Below are 19,728 nucleotides of genomic sequence, written 5' to 3'. Positions count from 1 at the left end.
AGGATAAATAATGGATAATGATAAACATAAGCTGTTTGTTCTGGATACCAATATATTAATGCATGATCCAACGGCCATTTACCGTTTTGAAGAACATGATATTTACTTACCTATGGTGGTTCTTGAAGAATTGGATAGCCATAAAACAGGAATGTCTGAATTGGCGCGAAATGTCAGACAGACGAACCGTATGCTGGTCGAATTGATGAATCACGCCACCCATGATGAAGTGGTTGCAGGCTTGCCGGTACCCGGTTATATGAATACAGATGAGGCTCAATATCGCGGTCGTCTGTTTTTCCAGACCGATGATTTTGATCAGGTTCATCTTTCTTCCTTGCCGGGTAATAAAGTGGATAACACGATTCTCGCTACTGCTTTGGGGCTGCAAAAGAAATACGCTGGCAAAAAAAGAGTGATTCTCATCTCCAAAGACATTAACCTGCGTATCAAGGCCGGGATTTTAGGTATTCCCGCAGAAGATTATTACAATGACCGTGTTCTTGAAGACGTTAACCTTCTGCATAGCGGCTTACATATTCTGGACAATAATTTCTGGGATACGCATGCGAAAAATATGGAAGCCTGGCAGGAAAGCGGGAAAACATTTTATCGTGTGACGGGACCTTTAGTCAGCCGGTGGAATCTTAATGATTGTTTAAGCACGGAAAATAATGAATTTCAGGCTTTGGTGAAACGCCTTGAGCCTGATGACAGTGCCGTGGTTGAGCTGGCAAAAGATTATACACAATCAAATCATGCCGTCTGGGGCATTACCGCACGTAATCGGGAGCAGAATTTTGCTTTAAACTTATTGCTTAATCCTGATATTGATTTTGTTACCCTACAAGGCACTGCGGGTACCGGAAAAACACTTTTAACCATCGCCGCAGGATTAACTCAGGTGTTGGACCAAAACCGCTATAATGAAATTTTAATGACGCGAGTTACCATTCCCGTAGGTGAGGACATTGGTTTTCTACCGGGCACGGAAGAGGAAAAAATGACACCGTGGATGGGCGCTCTCATGGATAACCTTGAAGTATTGCATGGTACGCAGGAAGGCGGCAGTTTTGGCCGCCATGCCACAGCCGATCTCTTGCAGAGTAAAATTAAAATTCGTTCATTAAATTTCATGAGGGGCCGCACTTTTTTAAACCGCTACATCATCATTGATGAAGCGCAGAATCTGACCTCCAAACAAATTAAAACTTTAGTGACACGGGCCGGTCCAGGCAGTAAAATTATTTGTCTTGGTGATATCAAGCAGATTGATACGCCTTATCTGACAGAAACGACATCCGGCTTAACTTTCGCAGTTGATCGATTTAAATCATGGGAGCATAGTGCGCATATGACTTTAACGCGTGGCGAGCGTTCAAGGCTTGCTTATTATGCTGCTGAGCATCTATAGAGGTAAAAACACATGCATAATGAAGCCATCACTTTTGATGATGTACTACTGGTTCCTTCTTACAATCATCATGAATCAAGACGCGTTGTTGATATCGGAATGACTGACAGATGCAGCAAGCTGTCACTTAAGCTACCGGTGATGAGTTCTAATATGGATACCATCACTGAAAGCAAAATGGCCAATTTTATGCATGCCAAAGGTGGCATCGGTGTTTTACATCGTTTTTTAAGCATTGAAGGCAATGTAAAAGAATTTAAAAATTGTGAGGGGAAGGTTTTTGTTTCCGTAGGATGTTCTGAGCAGGAACTACAGCGGGCGGAAGCCTTACGCGATGCCGGTGCAGAGTATTTTTGTGTGGATGTGGCCCATGCGCATGCCAAATACGTCGGTAAAACATTGAAAAGCCTGCGCAAGTTGCTTGCTGATCGCTGCATTATGGCGGGCAACGTGGCTACTTATGCCGGTGCTGATTATCTGGCCTCATGCGGGGCGGATATCATTAAAGCCGGTATTGGCGGCGGTTCTGTCTGCAGTACACGTATCAAAACCGGCTTTGGCATTCCCATGCTGACCTGCATTCAAGATTGTGCACGCAGTGATCGTTCCATCGTTGCTGACGGCGGTATTCGCACTTCAGGAGACATCGTGAAAGCCCTTGCCTTCGGCGCTGATTTTGTCATGATAGGGGGGATGCTGGCCGGAACAGGGCCGACTCCAGGGAAAATCGTCGAGAAAGAAGATGGCTCCAAAGTCAAATTTTACCGGGGCATGGCTTCAAGAGAGGCCCAGGAAGAATTTCTCGGCCAAATGCATGAGTGGAAAACGGCGGAAGGTGTGGCGACAGAAGTTCCTTATCGCGATGTTCAAGATCAGATCATAGCCGATATCATTGGCGGTCTTCGTTCGGGACTTACCTATGCAGGTGCCGACACCATCTCGGAATTGCAACGAAAATTAAATTATGTCGTGGTTACTCCTGCTGGTCGAACTGAAAGTTTACCACATAAGCTTTTGGGTTAGTAAGTTGCTCAGCCCTGCTCGGGAAATAGGAAGTTTCAGGCATTCTGGGGTACCTCAAATCCCCAGGGATGCCCCTTCTTCTGCTGTTTCTTCTATTGCTGGTGATGGTTCTTGCGACGAATCTTTCTGAGTAGTTGTATCCTCTAACAAGGCGAGCTGGTTATTATCTACCTCTGGAGCAGTCTGAGAGTCGACAGAGGATGCCTCTAGGGCAGGACTCTCATTTTTGTCAGCTCCTTCGATTAAGTCCACGTCTTCCTCGAAATCATCTCCAGGATCTTTATCTTCATCCCCAGTAAGTGCAAGGTCGGTATCTGGCTCTTCTTGCTGAGTTTTTTCAGGTTGTTGTTCTTCTGGTTTTTGTTCTTCAGACTTTGTGTCCTTGTTTTGCATAGCTGATTTTAAAGCATTACCAATGCCCTTCGCCAAGTTACCTAAATCATTATTTAATTCCTTTGCGAACTGATATAATTCTACTGCCATTTCCATAATATTTTTTGCAATGGTGTCGAGTTTATCGTCAACCAGCTTATCCATGTAGGATTCGGGTTTTTTTTCCTCCTCATCGTTCTTCTTCTCATCTTTATCTGATTTTTTGGACTTGGGTTTAGCTTTCGCCTTGGTTTCTTCTTTACCTTCTGGCTTTTCTTCATTTGCTGTGGCAAGCTGCATTTCTTCTTTATCAGTTTTCTTTTCTTCTTCTAGGTCTTCATCTTCTTCCAGTTCCTCATCCTCATCATACTCTTCATCTTCGTCATACTCTTCATCTTCGTCATACTCCTCATCCTCATCGTATTCTTCGTCCTCATCATACTCCGGATCTTCTTCCGTTGTTGCTTTTTTCGCTTCAGTTTTTTGAGGTTGCGGAGACTGATTTTGGGACGTGTTTATATTTTGCATGGCTTTTTGGGCATTTTGCAATCCATTTTGAGCCGCTTCTGCAGTGTCCTCATTCTTTTTGTCATTAAAATAGGCAGAGGCACCCTCATAGGCTGCTTTTGCCTGTAGCTGACGTCGTCGTGGATCTTTTTCGTTTGGGTCAAAACCAAACTGTTTTAAAATATCCTCGCCATCAAGTTTAACGAATTCCTCAAAGGGCATTTTTTCATTTTTCGGTTGAGGCACCCATTTATTTGATTTCTTTTCCTGTATGGAGTCATTGGCGGCTCTCGCATTGTCGAATCCTTCTCTACTGGCCTCAGGATTATCTTTATTTTTATCCGGATGAAAAAATAACGCTGCTTTTTTATAAGCATTTTTGGCCGATTCTTGGCGTGCCTCATTATCTTTAATGTCGGGATCATAGCCGAATTGCTGCAGTAGTTTATCGCCTTTAAGCTTCGCGGCTTCTGAAAAAGTCATCCCCTTGGGTGTCTTTTTTTCAGGTTTAGGTGCGCTTTCTTCAGGTTCAGGTGCGGCTTTATTCTCTTCAGGCGCAGGTGCGGATTCATTTTTCTCTTCAGGCGCAGGTGTCTCGGGTGCTGTATCTTTTTTCTCTTCAGTCATTTGTATTTACTCTTAAATATGGATTAATTAAGTGATTATTAATACTATAATAGTACATAAAGATTTTTATTTAAACTTTTTGATAAAATTGTATTAGCACTTAAAGTTTAAATAAAATGCTCTCTACATCTGTCATGAAATCCATTATCCATGTATTCTTATTTTAACAAAAGGAAACGTGTAAACATTTTTTCTTTATGTTTATTTACATATAATTTGCAATTGGCTGAAGGGTTTCAGGAATGAAGAGAGATGATTTTCGCCACATGCGCCGCGGCAAGCAAGTTGCTGCTTTAAAAGACAGTGATTTACGTTTTTTAAAGCCTGTTCATTACATAGGTAAAGAAAAAAATCATGCCCTGCTAATGCTGCATGGTTTTTCCTCTTCACCGGCCGTTTTTCGCTATATGCTCCCTCACTTATTAAACTATGATGCCATTATTGCTCCTGTTTTGCCGGGGCATATGGATACTATAGATGCTTTTTCGCGGGTAAAGGCCATGGATTGGCTGATGAGCGCCGAAAAGATATGTGCTTCATTATTGCAGGATTATAAGCAGGTGGACTTGCTCGGTTTTTCTCTTGGTGGCTTAATAGCTTGCTATCTCAGTGAGCGCTTTCCATTCCATCGTTTGTATTTATTTGCCCCGGCACTTGCACTGCACTTGCATGTAAAAGCGATTCTAAAACTGGCCCGTGCTTTTCGTTGGTTAGGTTTTTGCCAGGTAAGAAATGCAGCAGGCAATTTATTGCATGAAGAACATACTGAAATAGCCTATCGTCGTTTACCTCTTGAATCGATTAAGGAACTATTTGTTTTGATTGACGAGTTCCGTTGGCAGCCTCCTGAGTATCCAATTGAACTTTTTTTGGGTTGTCATGATATCGTGGTGGATAACCATAAAGTCAGTGCATTCTTTTCATCCTTACCCAATGCAAATATTCATTGGCTGAAAAACTCAGCTCATGTGCTGCCTATGGATAACGACTTTGAAGAGATCATTCAATACATGAATGATCAAGCCCAACAGCCATTGTTGCCGATGATTAAATAACATAAGTCAACAAATAAGCATTTTCTATCAGCCATTTTTCATGCTGTATGAAAGAGAGCTTACGGAATGTGTTTGTTATAACGATCATATTCTTCCAGGTCATGTTGCGGCCATTCACGCATATCCAGCACCGCTCCATTGAATGCCATGAAATTGGTCTGCATGGTAGGGATGTTATAATAATAAATGTCACTGGCGTCGCTGGCTAAGCTGTGTTGCTTTTTCAGCGTACTGATTTCTGCAATGGAACGTTGATGGGTTTTTACAAATGTACGGTTTGCTCGCAAATAGCGTCCTTTAAATTTGGCTGAGTCCCAGAGTTCAACATGAAGCTCATCCACAATTCCAGCTAATTGTGCTTTAGCGCTGCCGTAAGCACAGACTCTGAGAAAAGGACTGTTCACCCAATATAGGCTAAGCCAGCCAGATCCTGTCAGATTCAGACTGGTCAGACTCGTTTGGCCGGTCAGTTGAACACGCGGCTTTCCTTTCATGTTGATGCGTAAACCACGGTTGCTGATACCGTGGATTTGGGTAGAGCCTTTGCCGCTGATATTCAACGAGGTTAAAGCAAGATGCCCTTTTAAAATCGTGCTGCCATCATTGTCAATGTCCAGAGCGAGAGAAGATGAATTGAGCTTTGTGCCTTTTACCACGCCAACGCCTTTATATTTAAAAGCATAAAGTCGATGCCCATGAATAACGGCGGTAATGCGTCCACAATCCGGATAACCTTTACCTACTTTGACGTAAAGTCTTTGGTTTGTTACAAAAACTTGTACCTGTTTTAAATCTCGCGGATCTCCATAAAGTATCACTTGGGGCTTGGAATACCCGCTATGCAGGCTGACATCAATAACACCTTCCACATCTACACTGTTAAAGCCACTGACTTTTTTTACCTGTTTCGCACGTACAGGTTTACTGGTAAGGACGCTCTTGCTGACTGCTTTTTTGATACGAGGGGAAAAGATAGCTGGTCTATGGGCGCAGCTGCAGAGCAGAATAAAAATAGATATGAGTGAAATAGTCCGAGTCAACATCACTGTATTCCAATGTTTTTAATCATTCTACATTAGAGTAGTTTGCCTGAATTCGCAAGAGTCAGGCTTTGTGAAAAATTTACGAATCCCCGTGGCTTGACCACGAGGTCCATAAAAGGCCAATCCTATTTATCAAAGTCTTGGATAACATTGGATTTTGATAAATATACTGGTGATGGACGCCGCAGCGATTCGTAAGCGGAAAAAACTCATAAAGTCGAAATTGTTTTCACTCGCTTTGACAGGCGCTCTTTTTAAAAAATGTCGCAGCACATTGGTTATTTTTAAATATTTTGTGTGTGCACATGAACCTGTCAAAAATTAAACCTCAACTCCGATCACCGTTTTTAAAATCAGAAATCCAGATATGATCCGGACAGCCGCTATAACGATCCGTTTTTGGAGCGTCGGCTATCAGCACGGATAGAGGTTGCTGCTCAGGTATAAGAACAGGTAATTGGATAAAAATATCAACGAGCATACCGTTTTTGCATCCCAGATAAATTTTTTGATCTGCATTTTGCCCGAAGGCTTCCTGTATTTTTTGTCTTAACTGTTGTTGCTTGATGCTCAGCCCTCTATTCTCGCGAAGATATTCACCCATTGTGGAATTATCCGCTTCACGAGCCAGGCGCATGGCCAGGGAAAAATAATCATCACTTGAAAGAACCTGACAACTGCCATGTTTATTCCATTCATGGCGTTCGAGACAGCTGCCAAAGGCATAACTGGGCATCAGTTCTTTTAAATGGGTGGCCACGACAGGACCTAATTCAACCGGAGCATAGGAACAATGATTTTTTTGTGGCGCAACGCCGCAATAACTATAGCTCTGCCCACAGGCTTTTTGATTGGGCCATAATCCATGCAGCGTCATATGATGCGAGGCGTAGGATGTTTCTGATAGATTCAGGCATTCCGGTTTTCCAGCTTCATAACCGTAGGTTTGGCAAAAAGCCGGCTGCCAGCTGAGCGCCAAAACATAGGAATCTGCCAATCCAGGCTTCATTTCACAATCGCCATTTTCCTGTATCTGATATTGAAATTGACCACATTCGGCATGGACCCAACGGAAGGATGAGGATTGAACAGGAATTTCTATACGTAACCAGTCAGGGGAAAGTCGATTGATTTCCCGTAGGGTGTAGCGTTGTTGTTTCTCAACATGTAAATCATTTGGATTGGTTTTTTTATTTTTGGAGAGAAAAGCCGGGCAGGATTGGTTTGCTTCAAAATAACCGCTGACAAGAATAGAAGCGTTTAAATTAAAAGAGAATATAATGAACAAGAAGGAAATCAGTTTATTCATAGGGTTCATCCTGAGCTCAATTTAAATCAGCCGGTCTATAAGGTCTTAACCATTGACTGCCGATCCTTGGTGTCCTGTGCTGCTTAACATGAATATTTAAATACAAAAACGTTTATATTTAAAGATTTTTTTGACAAGTGTAGAGAATCTTCCTGCAGAGCTTCTGCAGGAAGAAGGGATTGAAATACAAGGGTTTTAAATCGCTTCAACTTCTTCAGCTTGCAGACCTTTGGTCCCCTTGGTGACTATAAATTTAACCTGCTGGCCTTCATGTAATGTTTTTCGGCCTGCGGAGCTGACGATTGAACGAAAATGAACAAAGACATCATCTTGACCATTTTCCCGACTGATAAAGCCATAACCTTTATCATCATTAAACCACTTAACGTGGCCAGTTTCTTTTGCTGACATTTTTATTTCCAATTTTAAATTTTAAACTATCACTTGTGATAAAGAAGATCGATAAAAATACAATGCCGTTAACATAATAAGTTCACTACTGTTTATAGGAGGGAGCTTTCTATGGAGCAAGATTTTAACCGAAAATTTTTATACAACAAGTCCTCTTATTATATATTAATTTTTTGAAAATAGCGATATCAGGGTAGTGCAAGGCGGGGCAAACGATCACAAAAGCCCCTCTTTGCCTACCTGTTATACTTTATGCACAGCATCCATACGAGCTCATATCAAGCACTATGTTGGATTCTGTACATAAAACGCGGAATGTGGGTATAGTGATTTTACATTGCACTATTAGATGCGTTTATCCCTGCAGTGTAAGGTATATCTATGTCTTTTGGGCAAGGGGACATGTGTTCATATGCTTTGCCCCAAGGTATTCGCTTAATAGATTCAAAGCTACTTCGTTGTTTTTATGGAAGTGGTGTTGACCCAGTAACTCGACCAATCCCCCGTTTTCAAGGGCACGCAGAACCGGTTGGCGCAGACGAGTAAACCATAATTCTATACCGGCTTCATCGAGGCGTTGATACAGATTGCGCAGTGTTTCCACACCACTTGCATCGATATTGTTAATGCTGACGCAATCGACAATGATATATCTTGATTTTGGTTTCTCTTTAATGAGCCTAAGGATTTTATCCTCAAAATAGGAGGCATTGGCAAAATAAAGTGATCCGCCAAATCGGATCAAACTGATGAGATAACAGGTTTCTTCCTCAGGAGAAGCTTCTACAAGATCGCCGGCTTCATTGCGGGTAAGTTCATTAAAACGCGGTTTCCTTGATTCATTAAGGTATACGCCTAATGAGATCAGCATGCCGAGTAAAATAGCGTATTCAAGTTTGGGTGCAAGAATAAGTGTTAAGATAAAAGTAGTTAATGTGACAACGCCTTCTTTGATATCCACACGGTAAATCTTAATCATTTCCTTGAAATTAAGAAGCCCTAATGCGGCGATAATAATCACAACAGCCAAGGTGGCTATCGGTAAATAATAAAATAAAGGTGTTAGCCATAACAAAACAAGCATGACAATAAAACCGGCAAAGATAGAAGAAAAGCCAGTTTTTGCACCGGCTTTAAAATTTACTGCCGTGCGAGAAAATGCTCCTGACACTGGCATGGACTGAAAAAAGCTTCCTGTAATTTTCGCTAATCCCTGACCAATCAATTCCTGATTGACATCCAGTGTTTCTTTACTCTCAGTGGCAAGATATCGTGTAATCGTTGTGGCTTCCATGAAACCTATTAATGCGATAACCAGTGCCGCTAAAAAAAGTTGCGTGATCCTTTCCCATTCCAGAGAAGGCATTTGAAATTCCGGCAGCCCTTTAGGGATACTACCCACAATTTTTCCGCCTGCCTGTATGGTCACCTGCCCCTTATCATCGATTTGCGCTACGCGCCACGATTGAGAGGCCATCTTTCCTATTGGAGTCATGTTATTGGCAACCACATAACCAGAGTGATTATCATTGGTCGTAACTTTACGTAGCCTTAATTGCTGGATATGGATTGCATTTAAGTTATGCTTAATCATGCGGCGCTCCAGTTCCCACTTGGCCTCACTTACTTTATTCATCGCTTGTGCTGTTTTCTCAGCGGTTTCTCCGGCTTCCTTAATGGAGGTTTGCAGTTTTTTCATGGTTTCCTCAACCGTTTGCGATAACTGCCGGAATTCTTGTGGATACCTTTGGTAACTGCTCAACATTTCCCGTATAGGATCACTGATGATGTTTTCAATATGGATGACTTTTGATTTTTCATAACCCGATAACCAGGATATTAAAGTGGTTATAATGACCGCGACCAGAATTCGCGGCGATCGCGGCCAGAATTTTCGACAAATGGCAATGCTTACAAAAGCCACCAGAGAAATGGCTACGGTTGGCCAATGGGTATTGTTTAAGGAATCCGTTAACACCTGCCATACCGTTTGATAATGACGGGAAAAGGATAAAGAAGGAACGCCTAACAGGCTGCCCAGTTGGGCTGTGGCAATGATGAGCGCTGCTGCGTTGGTAAAACCCAGCAATACGGGATGAGAAACAAAATTAAGTACAATGCCGAGCCGTAAGATACCCAATAATAATTGGATGACGCCGGCCATTAAAGTTAAGAGAATGACATATAACAAATAGTTCGACGTCCCGCTTGCGATGATGGGCTGTAAGGCCGCTGCAGTAATCAGGGAGGTTATGGCTACCGGACCTGTGGATAATATCCGTGATGAACCGAAAAGAGAAGCCACAATGGGTGGGATAAAAGCCGCATATAAACCATAGTACGCCGGTAATCCGGCCAACCTGGCATAAGCCATGGATTGTGGAATCAAGAGCATGGCAACGCTTATCCCCGCTATTAAATCGGCGCGTAATATTGGCCAGTGTTTCAGCTCAGGCCACCAGGCTAAAAAGGGAAAAAAGCGCTCATACTCAGTAAAATAAGTTAACATCGCTTTTTTTTTCATGATGATTTGCCTATACATGATTTCGCTTTGCTGAAATCAGGCAGCAACGATTGAATTTCACGGGCAAGAGTAAACAACAAGGCATCTTTGCCATGGGCCGTAGCTATTTGCACTGAAACAGGCAAGTGTTCGTGATAAAGTACCGGAAAACTCATCGCTGGAAGTCCCGCCTGATTAAACAGTGAAGTGAAAGGGCTAAAAGCGAGGTTTTTTTGCAGGTAGCGCTCGAATTCATCATCTGTCTTCAATTTATTAATGAACAGCGGCAATTGTGCAAGAGCGGGTGTTAATATGATATCTGCCTCCATGAGTAGTTGATGAACGGGTCGGGTCAATTGGTATAGTCGATTTTTAGCCTGAATAAGATCGGTGGCTGATAACTTTTTGCCACGCTGAAAAAACTCCCACGTCACAGGCTCAAGTTCGCTGTTTTTGGCTTTTCGTTTCATGCGGCTCTGCTGCAATTCAATTTCAGCACATGTGTTTGCTGCTATCAGAATAAGCGTGCATTCACCGATTGCTTCCAAGTCAAGGTTCAGGGGGTACTCATGAATTTGATGCCCCAATTGTTTTAACAGCTCTTCAATTTTTTGTGTGGCTTTTAAACAGGCAGGATGCACAGGCACTGGAGCAAATGCACCTTTAAGGCGAGCGATGGTCAATGAGGAATATTGCGGGCGCTTTAAATCCAGTTCTGACATTAAATGAAACAACAATTCTGAATCACGCAGACTGCGAGTCAGAACATGGCTGGCGGCCAGACCTGACCAGGACTCCCCTGTCCAGGGGCCCGTTGGCATCAACCCTTTACTCGGTTTAAAGCCAATAAGCCCACAACAGGCAGCCGGTATACGGATTGAACCACCTCCGTCACTTGCCGTGGCAATAGGGGCAATACCGGCTGCGACAGCGGCAGCAGACCCACCTGATGAACCTCCCGAAGTCCGCTCAAGATCATAAGGATTACGGCAGGGGCCAAAGAGCTGAGGCTCGGTCACGTAGGAAAGCCCCAATTCTGGTATGTTGGTTTTGGCCAAAGGCAAACAGCCAAGGTTTAATAGCCGTTGGATAAAATCACTGTGCGCCTGACCTATGTTATGGGAAAAAAATTTCGAGCCGGCCGTATCTCTTATGCCTGCAATGGAAAATCCGAGATCCTTAATCAGCACGGGAACGCCATATAAGAGCTCTGTCCCTTGAAGTTTTTGCAATTGTGCTTTTGCAAAATCAGAACAGTCAGTGACAATCGCATTAAGTTTGCCATTGACTTCCTGCAGACGTGCTATAGCGCAATCCAGTACCTCATGTGCACTGATTTTTTTTGTTTTTATCAATTCAGCCAAATCATGAGCGTCATACTGCAAGTAGTCCGTGACTCGCATTATTCATCTCTTCTTAGTAAGTGCTCAGTCCTGCTTTTTGTGGTAGCCTCAATAGAGGCTGAGCTATTACGTTAGTTAATATTCAGTTTTTATCTGTTCCTGATTCCAGAAAAAAGTCAAACGTCACGTTTAAATTTAAATCCATTCAATGCGCCAGAGCCTAGAGCACCGAATGATTTAAAAGTTTACCGTCAATATTTGACTTAAAATAGATCAAGTATATACAATTTCCACGTCCTACGGCTCGTCCGCGGGTTACAGAAATCTCTCAGCATCACTGGATTCTGCGGCCAAGTCGCAGAACGTAGAGACGGAGTTAATATTTTTGATTCATCAATAATCAAATTTAACTTGTACATATTTAAATCATTCGGCGCTCTAGTCCCTTCTATAACCTCCTTGAGGATGAATGGGAGGAAGAGGATTTTCTCTGGATTTTTTAGGCTTGCTATTTTTAAAAGCAAGTAGAGCGCGCCATAAACCATCACCTTGCCACTGAGATGTATTATGACTGTAAAGCGATTGAGATAACAAGTTTATTTGTTTTTTTAATTGGGAATCACGGATTTGTTTACTTAAATCTGCCAAATTTAAAATGCGGGCTTCAGGCCAGTGCTGTTTTGACCATTTCAATAAGGACGCCTTGGCTTTGGCTGCATCATTTTGTTGGCAGGCAAGCTGCAAATCTTTCATGACTGATTTAGAATCCATTTTATCGCTTCCTGGATTTCTTTTTTGCCAAAACCAAAATAAAAGTGTGATGAACCAGGCCAGTGCAAAGAGGATGGCTAATATCCAGCCCAGTGACAGAAACCTTTGCTTCTCACTTGCTAAATTGGGCTCGGTGGAGGACATCTTCGTCTGTTTTATATCCGTATTTAGAGCAGGGGGAGGAGTTTGGGAAGACACTGCAGCCGGCGTAACTTCAATTGTTCGTGAAGGTAAATGGGCGGTGGCTTCATTGCCTGTTATCGTGTTAAACCACTTCAAGCGTAACTCTGGAATGGTGATTTTGCCGGCCTTGCTGAAAAGATATGTGATTTTCGTAGTGGTCGTGCCTACAAGCTGCTGCTGGCGAACGATATTGTTTTCTTCTGGTTTTTCCGGATAAATATTAAATTGACCGTTTTCCTCAATATTCAGCTTAGGCATTAACTGGGCTGGAATGCCGGTGCCTTCTATGGTGATGGTGCGAGTTAATGTATCACCTTGAATGAAAGACTGGGCATGCTTATCATAATGCTCTGATAAGTGGATTTTTTCAGCGGGAAGCCAGTATTTGCCTTTATAATTATCAGGAATTGGCTTAACAGATAACTGAATATTTTTATCGCGAACATTAACCCGCTGCGGTACGACATCATAAACCAGCGCCTTAAACACTGGGGAAGCAATATTTATATGGCCACTTTTCTGAGGAAAAATGGCATAACGTTGCTCTTCAACTGCATAGACTCGATTATTTTCCATGGTTTGATAGCGCTTGGCATTGCCTAGAGGAATGAGCAAGGCATCTTCAATTTGAGGCCCTTGATACTCGGCATCAAGCAAACGTCGGCTGGTATAAAGCTTAACCGTGTAAATGACTTGTTGGTTGACATAGGGGGATTCGCTACTGATTTCGGTGGTCAGTAAAACATCCTTCTGTTGCTCATCTGCGGTTGGTTTGCGTGCTCGGGATGAGGACGTGTCGGAGGTAACTTCAACAGTGAGTGGTTTCGTGCTTTGCTGACCTATGGTAATCGCTGGAATCGTAAGTTTTCCTTTTCTTTTTGCAGAGAGCAATATAGTCCACTGTTTGATGGAGTTGGCTTGGCCGTCGATTAATGTGTAATTGATGCTTCGTTCCGTGCCGAGGATGTTAAAATCGGCTTGCAAAGGTGTAAGATCAGGAATATCTGTATCTTGAACATTTTCCTGGGTGATGGTTAACTTGAAGGTTTCATCAATGCTGACTTGCAATTCTGAGAGTTCGGCAGTTAATTCAGCATTAGCAAGGGATGACCATACGATGAATAAAATAGCTAAAATCACTCTTTTCATTGATACCATCCGCGTTGTCGTCTTAAATGATCACGTAAAAACTTTTCGCGCATCAAGCCTCCCGGATCATCCGGTATGACGCGTAACCACTGTTCTTTTGCTTGTTGTTTTTCTCGTTCAGCAGCAGACTGAGTTGCTACTTGGTTCATTGTATTTTTTAGCGGCTTGTCCTGCTGTTGTTTGTCCTGCTGTTGTTTGTCCTGCTGTTGTTTGTCCTGTTGTTGCTTGTTCTGTTGTTGCTTGTTCTGTTGTTGCTTGTTCTGTTGTTGCTTGTTCTGTTGTTGCTTGTTCTGCTGTTGCCTGTCCTGCTGTTGTTTGTCCTGCTGTTGCTTGTTCTGTTGTTGCTTGTTCTGTTGTTGCTTGTTCTGTTGTTGCTTGTTCTGTTGTTGCTTGTCCTGTTGTTGCTTGTCCTGTTGCTCCTCTTGTTTTTTCTTTTCTTTTTCCTTATTTAATAAATCAACCACAATTTTACGATTATATAAGGCATCCTGATGATCAGGCTCAATATTTAAGGCTTTATCGTAAGCCTGTAGTGCTTCTTCATATTTTCCCATATGGGCTAAAGCATTGCCTTGATTATAATAGCCTTCAACGCTTCGTTGTTCGCCAAACCATTGAGCAGCTTGTTCATAGTTGCCACTTCGATAGGCGGCAACGGCAGACCAGTCCTTACGTTTAAATGTGTTTTCGGCTTGTTTAAAGCGGCCTTTTTCCATCATTTTTTCTGCCTGCTGATCGGGAGTAAGCCATACATCTTTCCAGCTTAAAGCATGCGTTAGAGAAGAAGGGAGGATAAGAAGAAACAACAAGCACAATCGATACCTCATACGATTATCCTCTGGAGATTGCCGCGCCTGAACAAGGGTAAAAAGAACAATAAAGCAGGAATTAAAAACCAGCGACCCTCGTCACGCCATAAGGGAACATCATTATATTGACTCAGAGCAAATTTTTTATTTAATTGCGTGTCATTGAGCCATTTTACAATATCCGAATCATCAGGGGTTAAATGAAGCAATTGCCCATGGCTCGCATGAGCAAGCTGTTGATACAGAGGATTTAGGATTTTATCCTTGCTTAAGGGGAGAATAGATGTATAGATATTGTGCTGGCTAAGTTTTTCCGCTGTTTGAATGGCCTGTGAATGGGGTGGTGTGCCAGTTAATACCAGGATTTGTCCAGATTGATAGCCCGCTTGATCAATCAGTTTAGCGGCCTGATCCAGTGCTGTATCCAGTTGATGCCCACCTACAGGCATAATGTCGGGTGTTAGTGTTGAGAGCAGGTTCGTGATGGTCTGTGCATCGTCAGTCAGGGGCGAGACCACAAAGGGTTCGCCGGTATAAACGACCATCCCCCATTGCCCCTTATCTGAATGTTGAAATAAATCATGAAGCTTGAATTTTGCCCGACTCAGGCGATCAGGCGACAGATCTTTGTTCAACATCTCATGGGATAGGTCCAGTACGATCACTCGAGGTTCTACGGGTTGAAACACAGGCACGGCTAACTTTAACCAGCTTGGCCCAGCTAAACTTAGGATAAAGAACAATCCGCTCGTCAGAAGAAAAAATGAGGTGAGAAAATCTTTTGGTCTCTCTTTAACTTGAATAAGTTCTTTTAACAGATGACTGTCGCAGATAGCGTTCCAGGTTTGCAGTCGGTTTTTTTGCTGCCATAATCTCACTGCAAAAAACGCAAGAGGGATGAGCGCAAGCAACCATAGCGGTCTTAAAAAATGAAAGTCAGTTATCATATTTTAAATGCCCCCTGTTTCTTTGCAGAACGGACTTAATATGTTGTCTTAAGTCCGTCCTTTCAAGCAACCAGACGAAAAACAGAATTAAAGCCAGTGCAAGTGGCCAAGGATAGTAGTCTTTCTGTGGTTGTATGGTTGTATGTTCCTGTGAAATAGCTTCCAGCTGATTAATGGTTTGATAAATGGTTTGCAATGATTGAGAGTCGGTTGCGCGAAAATAGCGGCCCCCAGTGACATTTGCTATCTTTTTTAAAGTCTTTTCATCGAGATCAGCAGATGCTCCAGGCATAAGAAGTACCCCCGACAATGCTCTGGAGTCACTGGATGAGCCCAGTCCTATCGTATAGATTTTTATGCTTTCTGTTTTGGCCAGCTCAGCGGCTTTTACTGGTTGAAGGATGCCTGAGTTATTGGCTCCATCCGTTAATAAAATAATGACTCGGCCTTTGCGAGGCATTTTTTGTAGATGTTTGATGGCCAGGCCTAAGGCATCACCTATAGATGTGGTTTTTCCAGCCAGCCCAACAGTAGCATCTTGTATGCGTAATAAAACACTATGGCGGTCATAAGTCAGCGGGGATTGTAAATAAGCACGGCTGCCAAAAAGAATCAATCCAATTTTATCGCCAGTTCTTTCTTTGACAAACTGCTCAGCGGCATGTTTGACGACATCAAGGCGGTTTACTGGCCGGCCATGAAACAACATATCCGGAATTTCCATAGAACCGGATAAATCCAGCGCCATTATGATGTTATAACCTTCCCGAGATACAGGCTGTGGTTGGCCGACCCAACGGGGACCGGACAGAGCAATGACGGCAAACAACCAGATGAGAAAAGGTAGCATCAGAGAGCTTTGCTGCGTTAATACCCGTTTATCCTTATCGACAATGGAAGATATGGCGTGAAAAAAAGGAACCCTAAGGGCAGTGGGCAATGGTGGTTTGGCTCGAGGTAGCAGATACCAGATGCAAGGAGGTAATAAAAGAAGGAGCAAAGCCCAGGGCATGGCTAATTCGAACATGGCTTTCTCCGTTGTTTTATCCATCTTTCTGCCCGTGTAAACAAGGGTTTAAGTGAACAAGTTTCATTAGGCTGGTATGGCAATTCAAGAAGCATATTTTTTACAGGGTTAAAATTCACCTCTTTTCCTGTGCGGTTTAGGAAATGAATCCAGTCTTCTCCCTTAAGACCGGCGACGTTTTTTCTTGGATAGTAAGCAAGAGCAACGCGTTTTAAAAGCTCTGACACCCTGGCACTGATAAATGAGCAGTTCCGTTGCTTTTCATATTGCTGATAATATTCATCAAGTAATTTCAAAGCCTGCTTTTTTGGGCGGCTATCCAGGTAGCGCTGATAAATTTTGTAAGCAAGCGCAAGAAAAATGAAAAGCAGAAGAGCAGCTAAAATGTACCATCCGGGCGCTAATGGCCACCAACTTATCGGAGCAGGCAGATGAATATCTTTTAGTTGTTTTAAAGATTCCGGCGTGCTTTTTGCTTGGGCAGGTGCCACAGGGATTTTGGCTGCATCAGGCGCAGTTGCACCATATCCTTTTTCGTGAGTCAACAGCAGAGCTAAAAACATTAGCAGGATAAGCATGCCATAACAATAACGAGAGATACGGATACGCAGCGCATTAGCCATGTGATCTCCTCGGATAAGTCTGACGAACCAACTGAGGCAGGTTATCATCTGAGGTAACCTGTATATATTGAATGCTTGTACGTTTAAACAAATCCTGTAATGCCGATATTCGTTGCTGACAATACTTCTGGTAACCCTCTTGTATCGTATGGATACGGGTATCGAATAAAATCTCCTCTTGACCATTGCTGATGGCATATTGTTCGGGTATTGGAGAAACGAGTTCAAGGGGGTCGCAAATATGATAAGCAAGAACATCGTTATGGTATCTTAAGCGGTGTAAATGTTTTTCGCACTCATCATTGATGTTATAGAAATCACTGATAAGAATAAGAATGCTGCCTGGTCTCGTCACCCGACGCAGACGAAGCAAAGCTTTGGCCAAGGCTTCAGGCTGAATGGTGTAGCGGGAAATTTTTTGTTGTGTATGATGACTCAGGCTCGATAACATCGGTAAGATACCTGTTTCACGCCCACGAGGCATAAATTCTTCATGCCCGTTGCTGGAAAAAAGCAGCCCGCCCACACGGTCCCCTTGCTTTACCGCCGTCCATGATAGTAGAGCTGCCAGCCGTGAGGCGATGACGGATTTGAAGGCTGTACGAGTTCCAAAAAACATAGTGGGGCTGAAATCGGCAAGAATAACGACTGGTCTTTCTCGTTCTTCCTGGTAAATTTTGACATGCGGCCGTCCGGTTCTTGCTGTTACCCGCCATTCCATGTGGCGAATTTCATCGCCAGCCTGATAGTTTCTGACTTCGGCAAAATCCATGCCGCGACCGCGTAATTTGGATAAATGATTGCCTCGGCAAAGGGCACGCCCTTCCGGTTTATAGGTCACAGACTGGGCATAACGCCGCAAAGCCAGCAGTTCATTGAGTTCTGCAATAATGCCTTCAGCCATGAAACACCTCTAGGGAACAGCTACAAGTTGCAATAATGAATCAATAAAATCGTCGCTTGAGATTCCTTCGGCTTCTGCCTCGAAAGTGAGCAGAACACGATGCCGTAAAACATCATGGGCAATCAGATGAATATCATCCGGTGTAACATAGTCACGGCCGGATAACCAGGCATGTGCTTTAGAGCAGCGATCAAGAGCAATGGTAGCCCTGGGACTGGCGCCAAAACGCAACCAACGAGCCAGCTCTTCGCTGTAGATGCCTGGGTTTCTTGTCGCGAGTACAAGTTGAATGAGATAATTTTCAAGCGTTTCGCTGGTATGAACCTTAAGCACCTGACGACGTGCTTCAAAAATGGTTTTTTGCGGCACCTCCGTAAGATGTGTGGGGTCATTGACTGACTGACCCATGGCCTCATTTCGAGCAAGCTCCAGAATATGTTGTTCAATTTGAGCATCAGGATAATTAATTTTTACATACATTAGAAAACGATCCAATTGCGCCTCGGGCAAAGGATAGGTTCCTTCCTGCTCAATGGGATTCTGGGTCGCCATAACCAGGAATAATTCATGTAAAGGATAGGTTTTACTGCCAATGGTAATTTGGCGTTCTGCCATGGCTTCCAATAAGGCGGATTGAACTTTGGCTGGAGCACGGTTGATTTCATCGGCCAGAATCAAATGATGGAAAAGGGGGCCTGGTTGAAACACAAAAGAGCCATCTTCGGGATGAAAAACATCCGTACCGGTCAAGTCACCTGGAAGCAAATCGGGGGTAAACTGAATGCGGTGAAAATCCCCTTCCACACGGGCGGCTAATTCTTTTACGGCTCGTGTTTTGGCTAAACCGGGGGCTCCTTCAACCAGCAGATGGCCATCAGCCAGCAAGGCAATCAGCAATCGAGAGATTAATTCTTTCTGACCTAATATACGGGAATTAAGATAAGTGCTTAACTGTAATATTTGTTGCTGCACGGTTGTTGTCATCGTTTCTTCTAATTGCTCCATTGATCCCATCCTGTGCAAAAAGTCATATCCTAGCGCGATTTGCTGCGGATGCCAAGTTTTGTCTGCTATCATTCTTCCTGTGGGTGTGACTATATTGTTTTCTTAATGCCTGGAGCGTCAAATGATTTAAAGATAAGCAGATGCCGTGTTCATTGATATTCTTTTTGCAGTTCAAGCGGCATGAGTTGCTGCACTCTCTCATAGAGATCAAGAATTTGCTCGCAGAAAACATGCAGTTGCTGGGGATTCTCCCATAAATCATATTCCAGCCCTTTAGTAAAGGCTTGTTGCTGTGACAACGTTTTTAATAAAGCCAACTCCCTGCTGGAAAAGCCAAGATGCTGATTAAGTTCTACCAGTTCACGTAGATTTTTGTATTGTTTGATCGGTCGATTTTCATGAAGGGCGTAGGCTTTAAAGGTGAGGAAAAAGGCTTTATACATGAGGGTAATGACGGGATACAGGGCATCAATGTCCTCACCGTCGCCTCTTACAATGCTGGCATTTTGCTCTAGCAGATGTTCGGCGCAATAAGCATGTTGAGTTGCAATATTTAGTAATTCTAAAGGAGATAATGAGCGTTTTTCCATGATGCAACTCGTCTCTTATAGTCAATTTCTTAATCATTGTAATTGATGTTAAAATAGGAAACAACGATATATTCACAGGATCAGCTAATGAGCCTGATGTAAAGCAAAGATTA

17 protein-coding genes are annotated in these 19,728 nt (G+C 43.1%); 3 read left to right on the top strand and 14 right to left on the bottom strand.

Annotation, left to right across the window (positions count from 1 at the left end):
• The first annotated feature begins 10 nt into the window (after positions 1-10).
• Both E4T55_RS06350 and E4T55_RS06345 read left to right on the top strand, forming a co-directional pair.
• Positions 11-1,414 carry a PhoH family protein gene (locus E4T55_RS06350; RefSeq protein ID WP_058500517.1) on the top strand — a complete coding sequence of 468 codons (1,404 nt, stop codon included), beginning with the start codon at positions 11-13 and terminating at the stop codon, positions 1,412-1,414.
• Positions 1,415-1,426: 12 nt separating this feature from the next.
• Complete coding sequence (locus E4T55_RS06345; RefSeq protein ID WP_058500516.1) at positions 1,427-2,437, top strand: guanosine monophosphate reductase; 1,011 nt, start codon at positions 1,427-1,429, stop codon at positions 2,435-2,437.
• A gap of 54 nt (positions 2,438-2,491) precedes the next feature.
• Here the strand turns inward: E4T55_RS06345 and E4T55_RS15185 are convergent, their stop codons facing one another.
• Complete coding sequence (locus tag E4T55_RS15185) at positions 2,492-3,943, bottom strand: J domain-containing protein (protein ID WP_058500515.1); 1,452 nt, start codon at positions 3,941-3,943, stop codon at positions 2,492-2,494.
• Positions 3,944-4,185: 242 nt separating this feature from the next.
• On the opposite strand from E4T55_RS15185, the gene E4T55_RS06335 reads away from it, so the two are divergent.
• Entirely contained in the window at positions 4,186-4,998 is an 813-nt protein-coding gene (locus E4T55_RS06335; protein ID WP_058500514.1) for an alpha/beta hydrolase, read from the top strand.
• 59 nt (positions 4,999-5,057) lie between these two features.
• Here E4T55_RS06335 and E4T55_RS06330 read toward each other — a convergent pair whose 3' ends face one another.
• The 13 genes from E4T55_RS06330 to E4T55_RS06270 all read right to left on the bottom strand — a co-directional run bounded on the left by E4T55_RS06330 (position 5,058) and on the right by E4T55_RS06270 (position 19,615).
• Positions 5,058-6,041 carry a GIN domain-containing protein gene (locus E4T55_RS06330; RefSeq protein WP_058500513.1) on the bottom strand — a complete coding sequence of 328 codons (984 nt, stop codon included), beginning with the start codon at positions 6,039-6,041 and terminating at the stop codon, positions 5,058-5,060.
• A 328-nt stretch (positions 6,042-6,369) separates the two neighbouring features.
• The gene (locus E4T55_RS06325; RefSeq protein ID WP_058500512.1) at positions 6,370-7,350 is read right to left on the bottom strand and encodes a ribonuclease T2 family protein; all 981 of its coding nucleotides are present in this window, start codon (positions 7,348-7,350) and stop codon (positions 6,370-6,372) included.
• A gap of 195 nt (positions 7,351-7,545) precedes the next feature.
• On the bottom strand, positions 7,546-7,761 hold the full coding sequence (locus E4T55_RS06320) for a cold-shock protein (RefSeq protein ID WP_058500511.1): 216 nt from the start codon (positions 7,759-7,761) through the stop codon (positions 7,546-7,548).
• Positions 7,762-8,140: 379 nt separating this feature from the next.
• Positions 8,141-10,285, bottom strand: a complete 2,145-nt coding sequence (locus E4T55_RS06315; protein ID WP_058500510.1) for a SulP family inorganic anion transporter — start codon at positions 10,283-10,285, stop codon at positions 8,141-8,143.
• Positions 10,282-11,667, bottom strand: a complete 1,386-nt coding sequence (locus tag E4T55_RS06310; protein ID WP_058500509.1) for an amidase — start codon at positions 11,665-11,667, stop codon at positions 10,282-10,284. The genes E4T55_RS06315 and E4T55_RS06310 overlap by 4 nt, the downstream gene beginning before the upstream one ends.
• 378 nt (positions 11,668-12,045) lie before the next feature.
• Positions 12,046-13,710, bottom strand: coding sequence for a BatD family protein (locus tag E4T55_RS06305; RefSeq protein WP_058500508.1), 1,665 nt, complete (start codon positions 13,708-13,710; stop codon positions 12,046-12,048).
• On the bottom strand, positions 13,707-14,537 hold the full coding sequence (locus E4T55_RS06300; protein WP_058500507.1) for a tetratricopeptide repeat protein: 831 nt from the start codon (positions 14,535-14,537) through the stop codon (positions 13,707-13,709). The genes E4T55_RS06305 and E4T55_RS06300 overlap by 4 nt, the downstream gene beginning before the upstream one ends.
• Positions 14,534-15,466 (bottom strand): vWA domain-containing protein, encoded by a 933-nt coding sequence (locus tag E4T55_RS06295; protein ID WP_058500506.1) that lies wholly within the window; start codon positions 15,464-15,466, stop codon positions 14,534-14,536. The genes E4T55_RS06300 and E4T55_RS06295 overlap by 4 nt, the downstream gene beginning before the upstream one ends.
• Positions 15,456-16,493, bottom strand: coding sequence for a vWA domain-containing protein (locus E4T55_RS06290; RefSeq protein ID WP_058500505.1), 1,038 nt, complete (start codon positions 16,491-16,493; stop codon positions 15,456-15,458). The genes E4T55_RS06295 and E4T55_RS06290 overlap by 11 nt, the downstream gene beginning before the upstream one ends.
• A complete protein-coding gene (locus tag E4T55_RS06285) occupies positions 16,481-17,116 on the bottom strand; it encodes a DUF4381 domain-containing protein (RefSeq protein ID WP_316409759.1) in 636 nt (211 codons plus the stop codon). Before E4T55_RS06285 ends, E4T55_RS06290 begins: the two co-directional genes overlap by 13 nt.
• The gene (locus E4T55_RS06280) at positions 17,109-18,020 is read right to left on the bottom strand and encodes a DUF58 domain-containing protein (protein ID WP_058500504.1); all 912 of its coding nucleotides are present in this window, start codon (positions 18,018-18,020) and stop codon (positions 17,109-17,111) included. Before E4T55_RS06280 ends, E4T55_RS06285 begins: the two co-directional genes overlap by 8 nt.
• Positions 18,021-18,029: 9 nt before the next feature.
• Positions 18,030-19,025, bottom strand: coding sequence for an AAA family ATPase (locus E4T55_RS06275; RefSeq protein ID WP_058500503.1), 996 nt, complete (start codon positions 19,023-19,025; stop codon positions 18,030-18,032).
• Positions 19,026-19,174: 149 nt separating this feature from the next.
• Positions 19,175-19,615, bottom strand: a complete 441-nt coding sequence (locus E4T55_RS06270; protein WP_058500502.1) for a hypothetical protein — start codon at positions 19,613-19,615, stop codon at positions 19,175-19,177.
• Positions 19,616-19,728: the final 113 nt, after the last annotated feature.

This window comes from Legionella israelensis (assembly GCF_004571175.1).
GTDB classification, from domain to species: domain Bacteria; phylum Pseudomonadota; class Gammaproteobacteria; order Legionellales; family Legionellaceae; genus Legionella_D; species Legionella_D israelensis.
Note: the sequence above shows the minus strand (reverse complement) of the source record. Positions and strands in the feature narration are given on the sequence as shown.

Excerpts from the sequence above, each read along its gene's own strand:
- E4T55_RS06350 (WP_058500517.1), top strand. The coding sequence starts at position 11 with ATGGATAATGATAAACATAAGCTGTTTGTTCTGGATACCAATATATTA.
- E4T55_RS06335 (WP_058500514.1), top strand. The coding sequence starts at position 4,186 with ATGAAGAGAGATGATTTTCGCCACATGCGCCGCGGCAAGCAAGTTGCT.
- E4T55_RS06330 (WP_058500513.1), bottom strand. The coding sequence starts at position 6,041 with ATGTTGACTCGGACTATTTCACTCATATCTATTTTTATTCTGCTCTGC.
- E4T55_RS06295 (WP_058500506.1), bottom strand. The coding sequence starts at position 15,466 with ATGATAACTGACTTTCATTTTTTAAGACCGCTATGGTTGCTTGCGCTC.
- E4T55_RS06345 (WP_058500516.1), top strand. The coding sequence starts at position 1,427 with ATGCATAATGAAGCCATCACTTTTGATGATGTACTACTGGTTCCTTCT.
- E4T55_RS06285 (WP_316409759.1), bottom strand. The coding sequence starts at position 17,116 with ATGGCTAATGCGCTGCGTATCCGTATCTCTCGTTATTGTTATGGCATG.
- E4T55_RS06275 (WP_058500503.1), bottom strand. The coding sequence starts at position 19,025 with ATGGAGCAATTAGAAGAAACGATGACAACAACCGTGCAGCAACAAATA.
- E4T55_RS06270 (WP_058500502.1), bottom strand. The coding sequence starts at position 19,615 with ATGGAAAAACGCTCATTATCTCCTTTAGAATTACTAAATATTGCAACT.
- E4T55_RS06325 (WP_058500512.1), bottom strand. The coding sequence starts at position 7,350 with ATGAATAAACTGATTTCCTTCTTGTTCATTATATTCTCTTTTAATTTA.
- E4T55_RS06305 (WP_058500508.1), bottom strand. The coding sequence starts at position 13,710 with ATGAAAAGAGTGATTTTAGCTATTTTATTCATCGTATGGTCATCCCTT.
- E4T55_RS06280 (WP_058500504.1), bottom strand. The coding sequence starts at position 18,020 with ATGGCTGAAGGCATTATTGCAGAACTCAATGAACTGCTGGCTTTGCGG.
- E4T55_RS06320 (WP_058500511.1), bottom strand. The coding sequence starts at position 7,761 with ATGTCAGCAAAAGAAACTGGCCACGTTAAGTGGTTTAATGATGATAAA.
- E4T55_RS06310 (WP_058500509.1), bottom strand. The coding sequence starts at position 11,667 with ATGCGAGTCACGGACTACTTGCAGTATGACGCTCATGATTTGGCTGAA.
- E4T55_RS15185 (WP_058500515.1), bottom strand. The coding sequence starts at position 3,943 with ATGACTGAAGAGAAAAAAGATACAGCACCCGAGACACCTGCGCCTGAA.
- E4T55_RS06290 (WP_058500505.1), bottom strand. The coding sequence starts at position 16,493 with ATGTTCGAATTAGCCATGCCCTGGGCTTTGCTCCTTCTTTTATTACCT.
- E4T55_RS06300 (WP_058500507.1), bottom strand. The coding sequence starts at position 14,537 with ATGAGGTATCGATTGTGCTTGTTGTTTCTTCTTATCCTCCCTTCTTCT.
- E4T55_RS06315 (WP_058500510.1), bottom strand. The coding sequence starts at position 10,285 with ATGAAAAAAAAAGCGATGTTAACTTATTTTACTGAGTATGAGCGCTTT.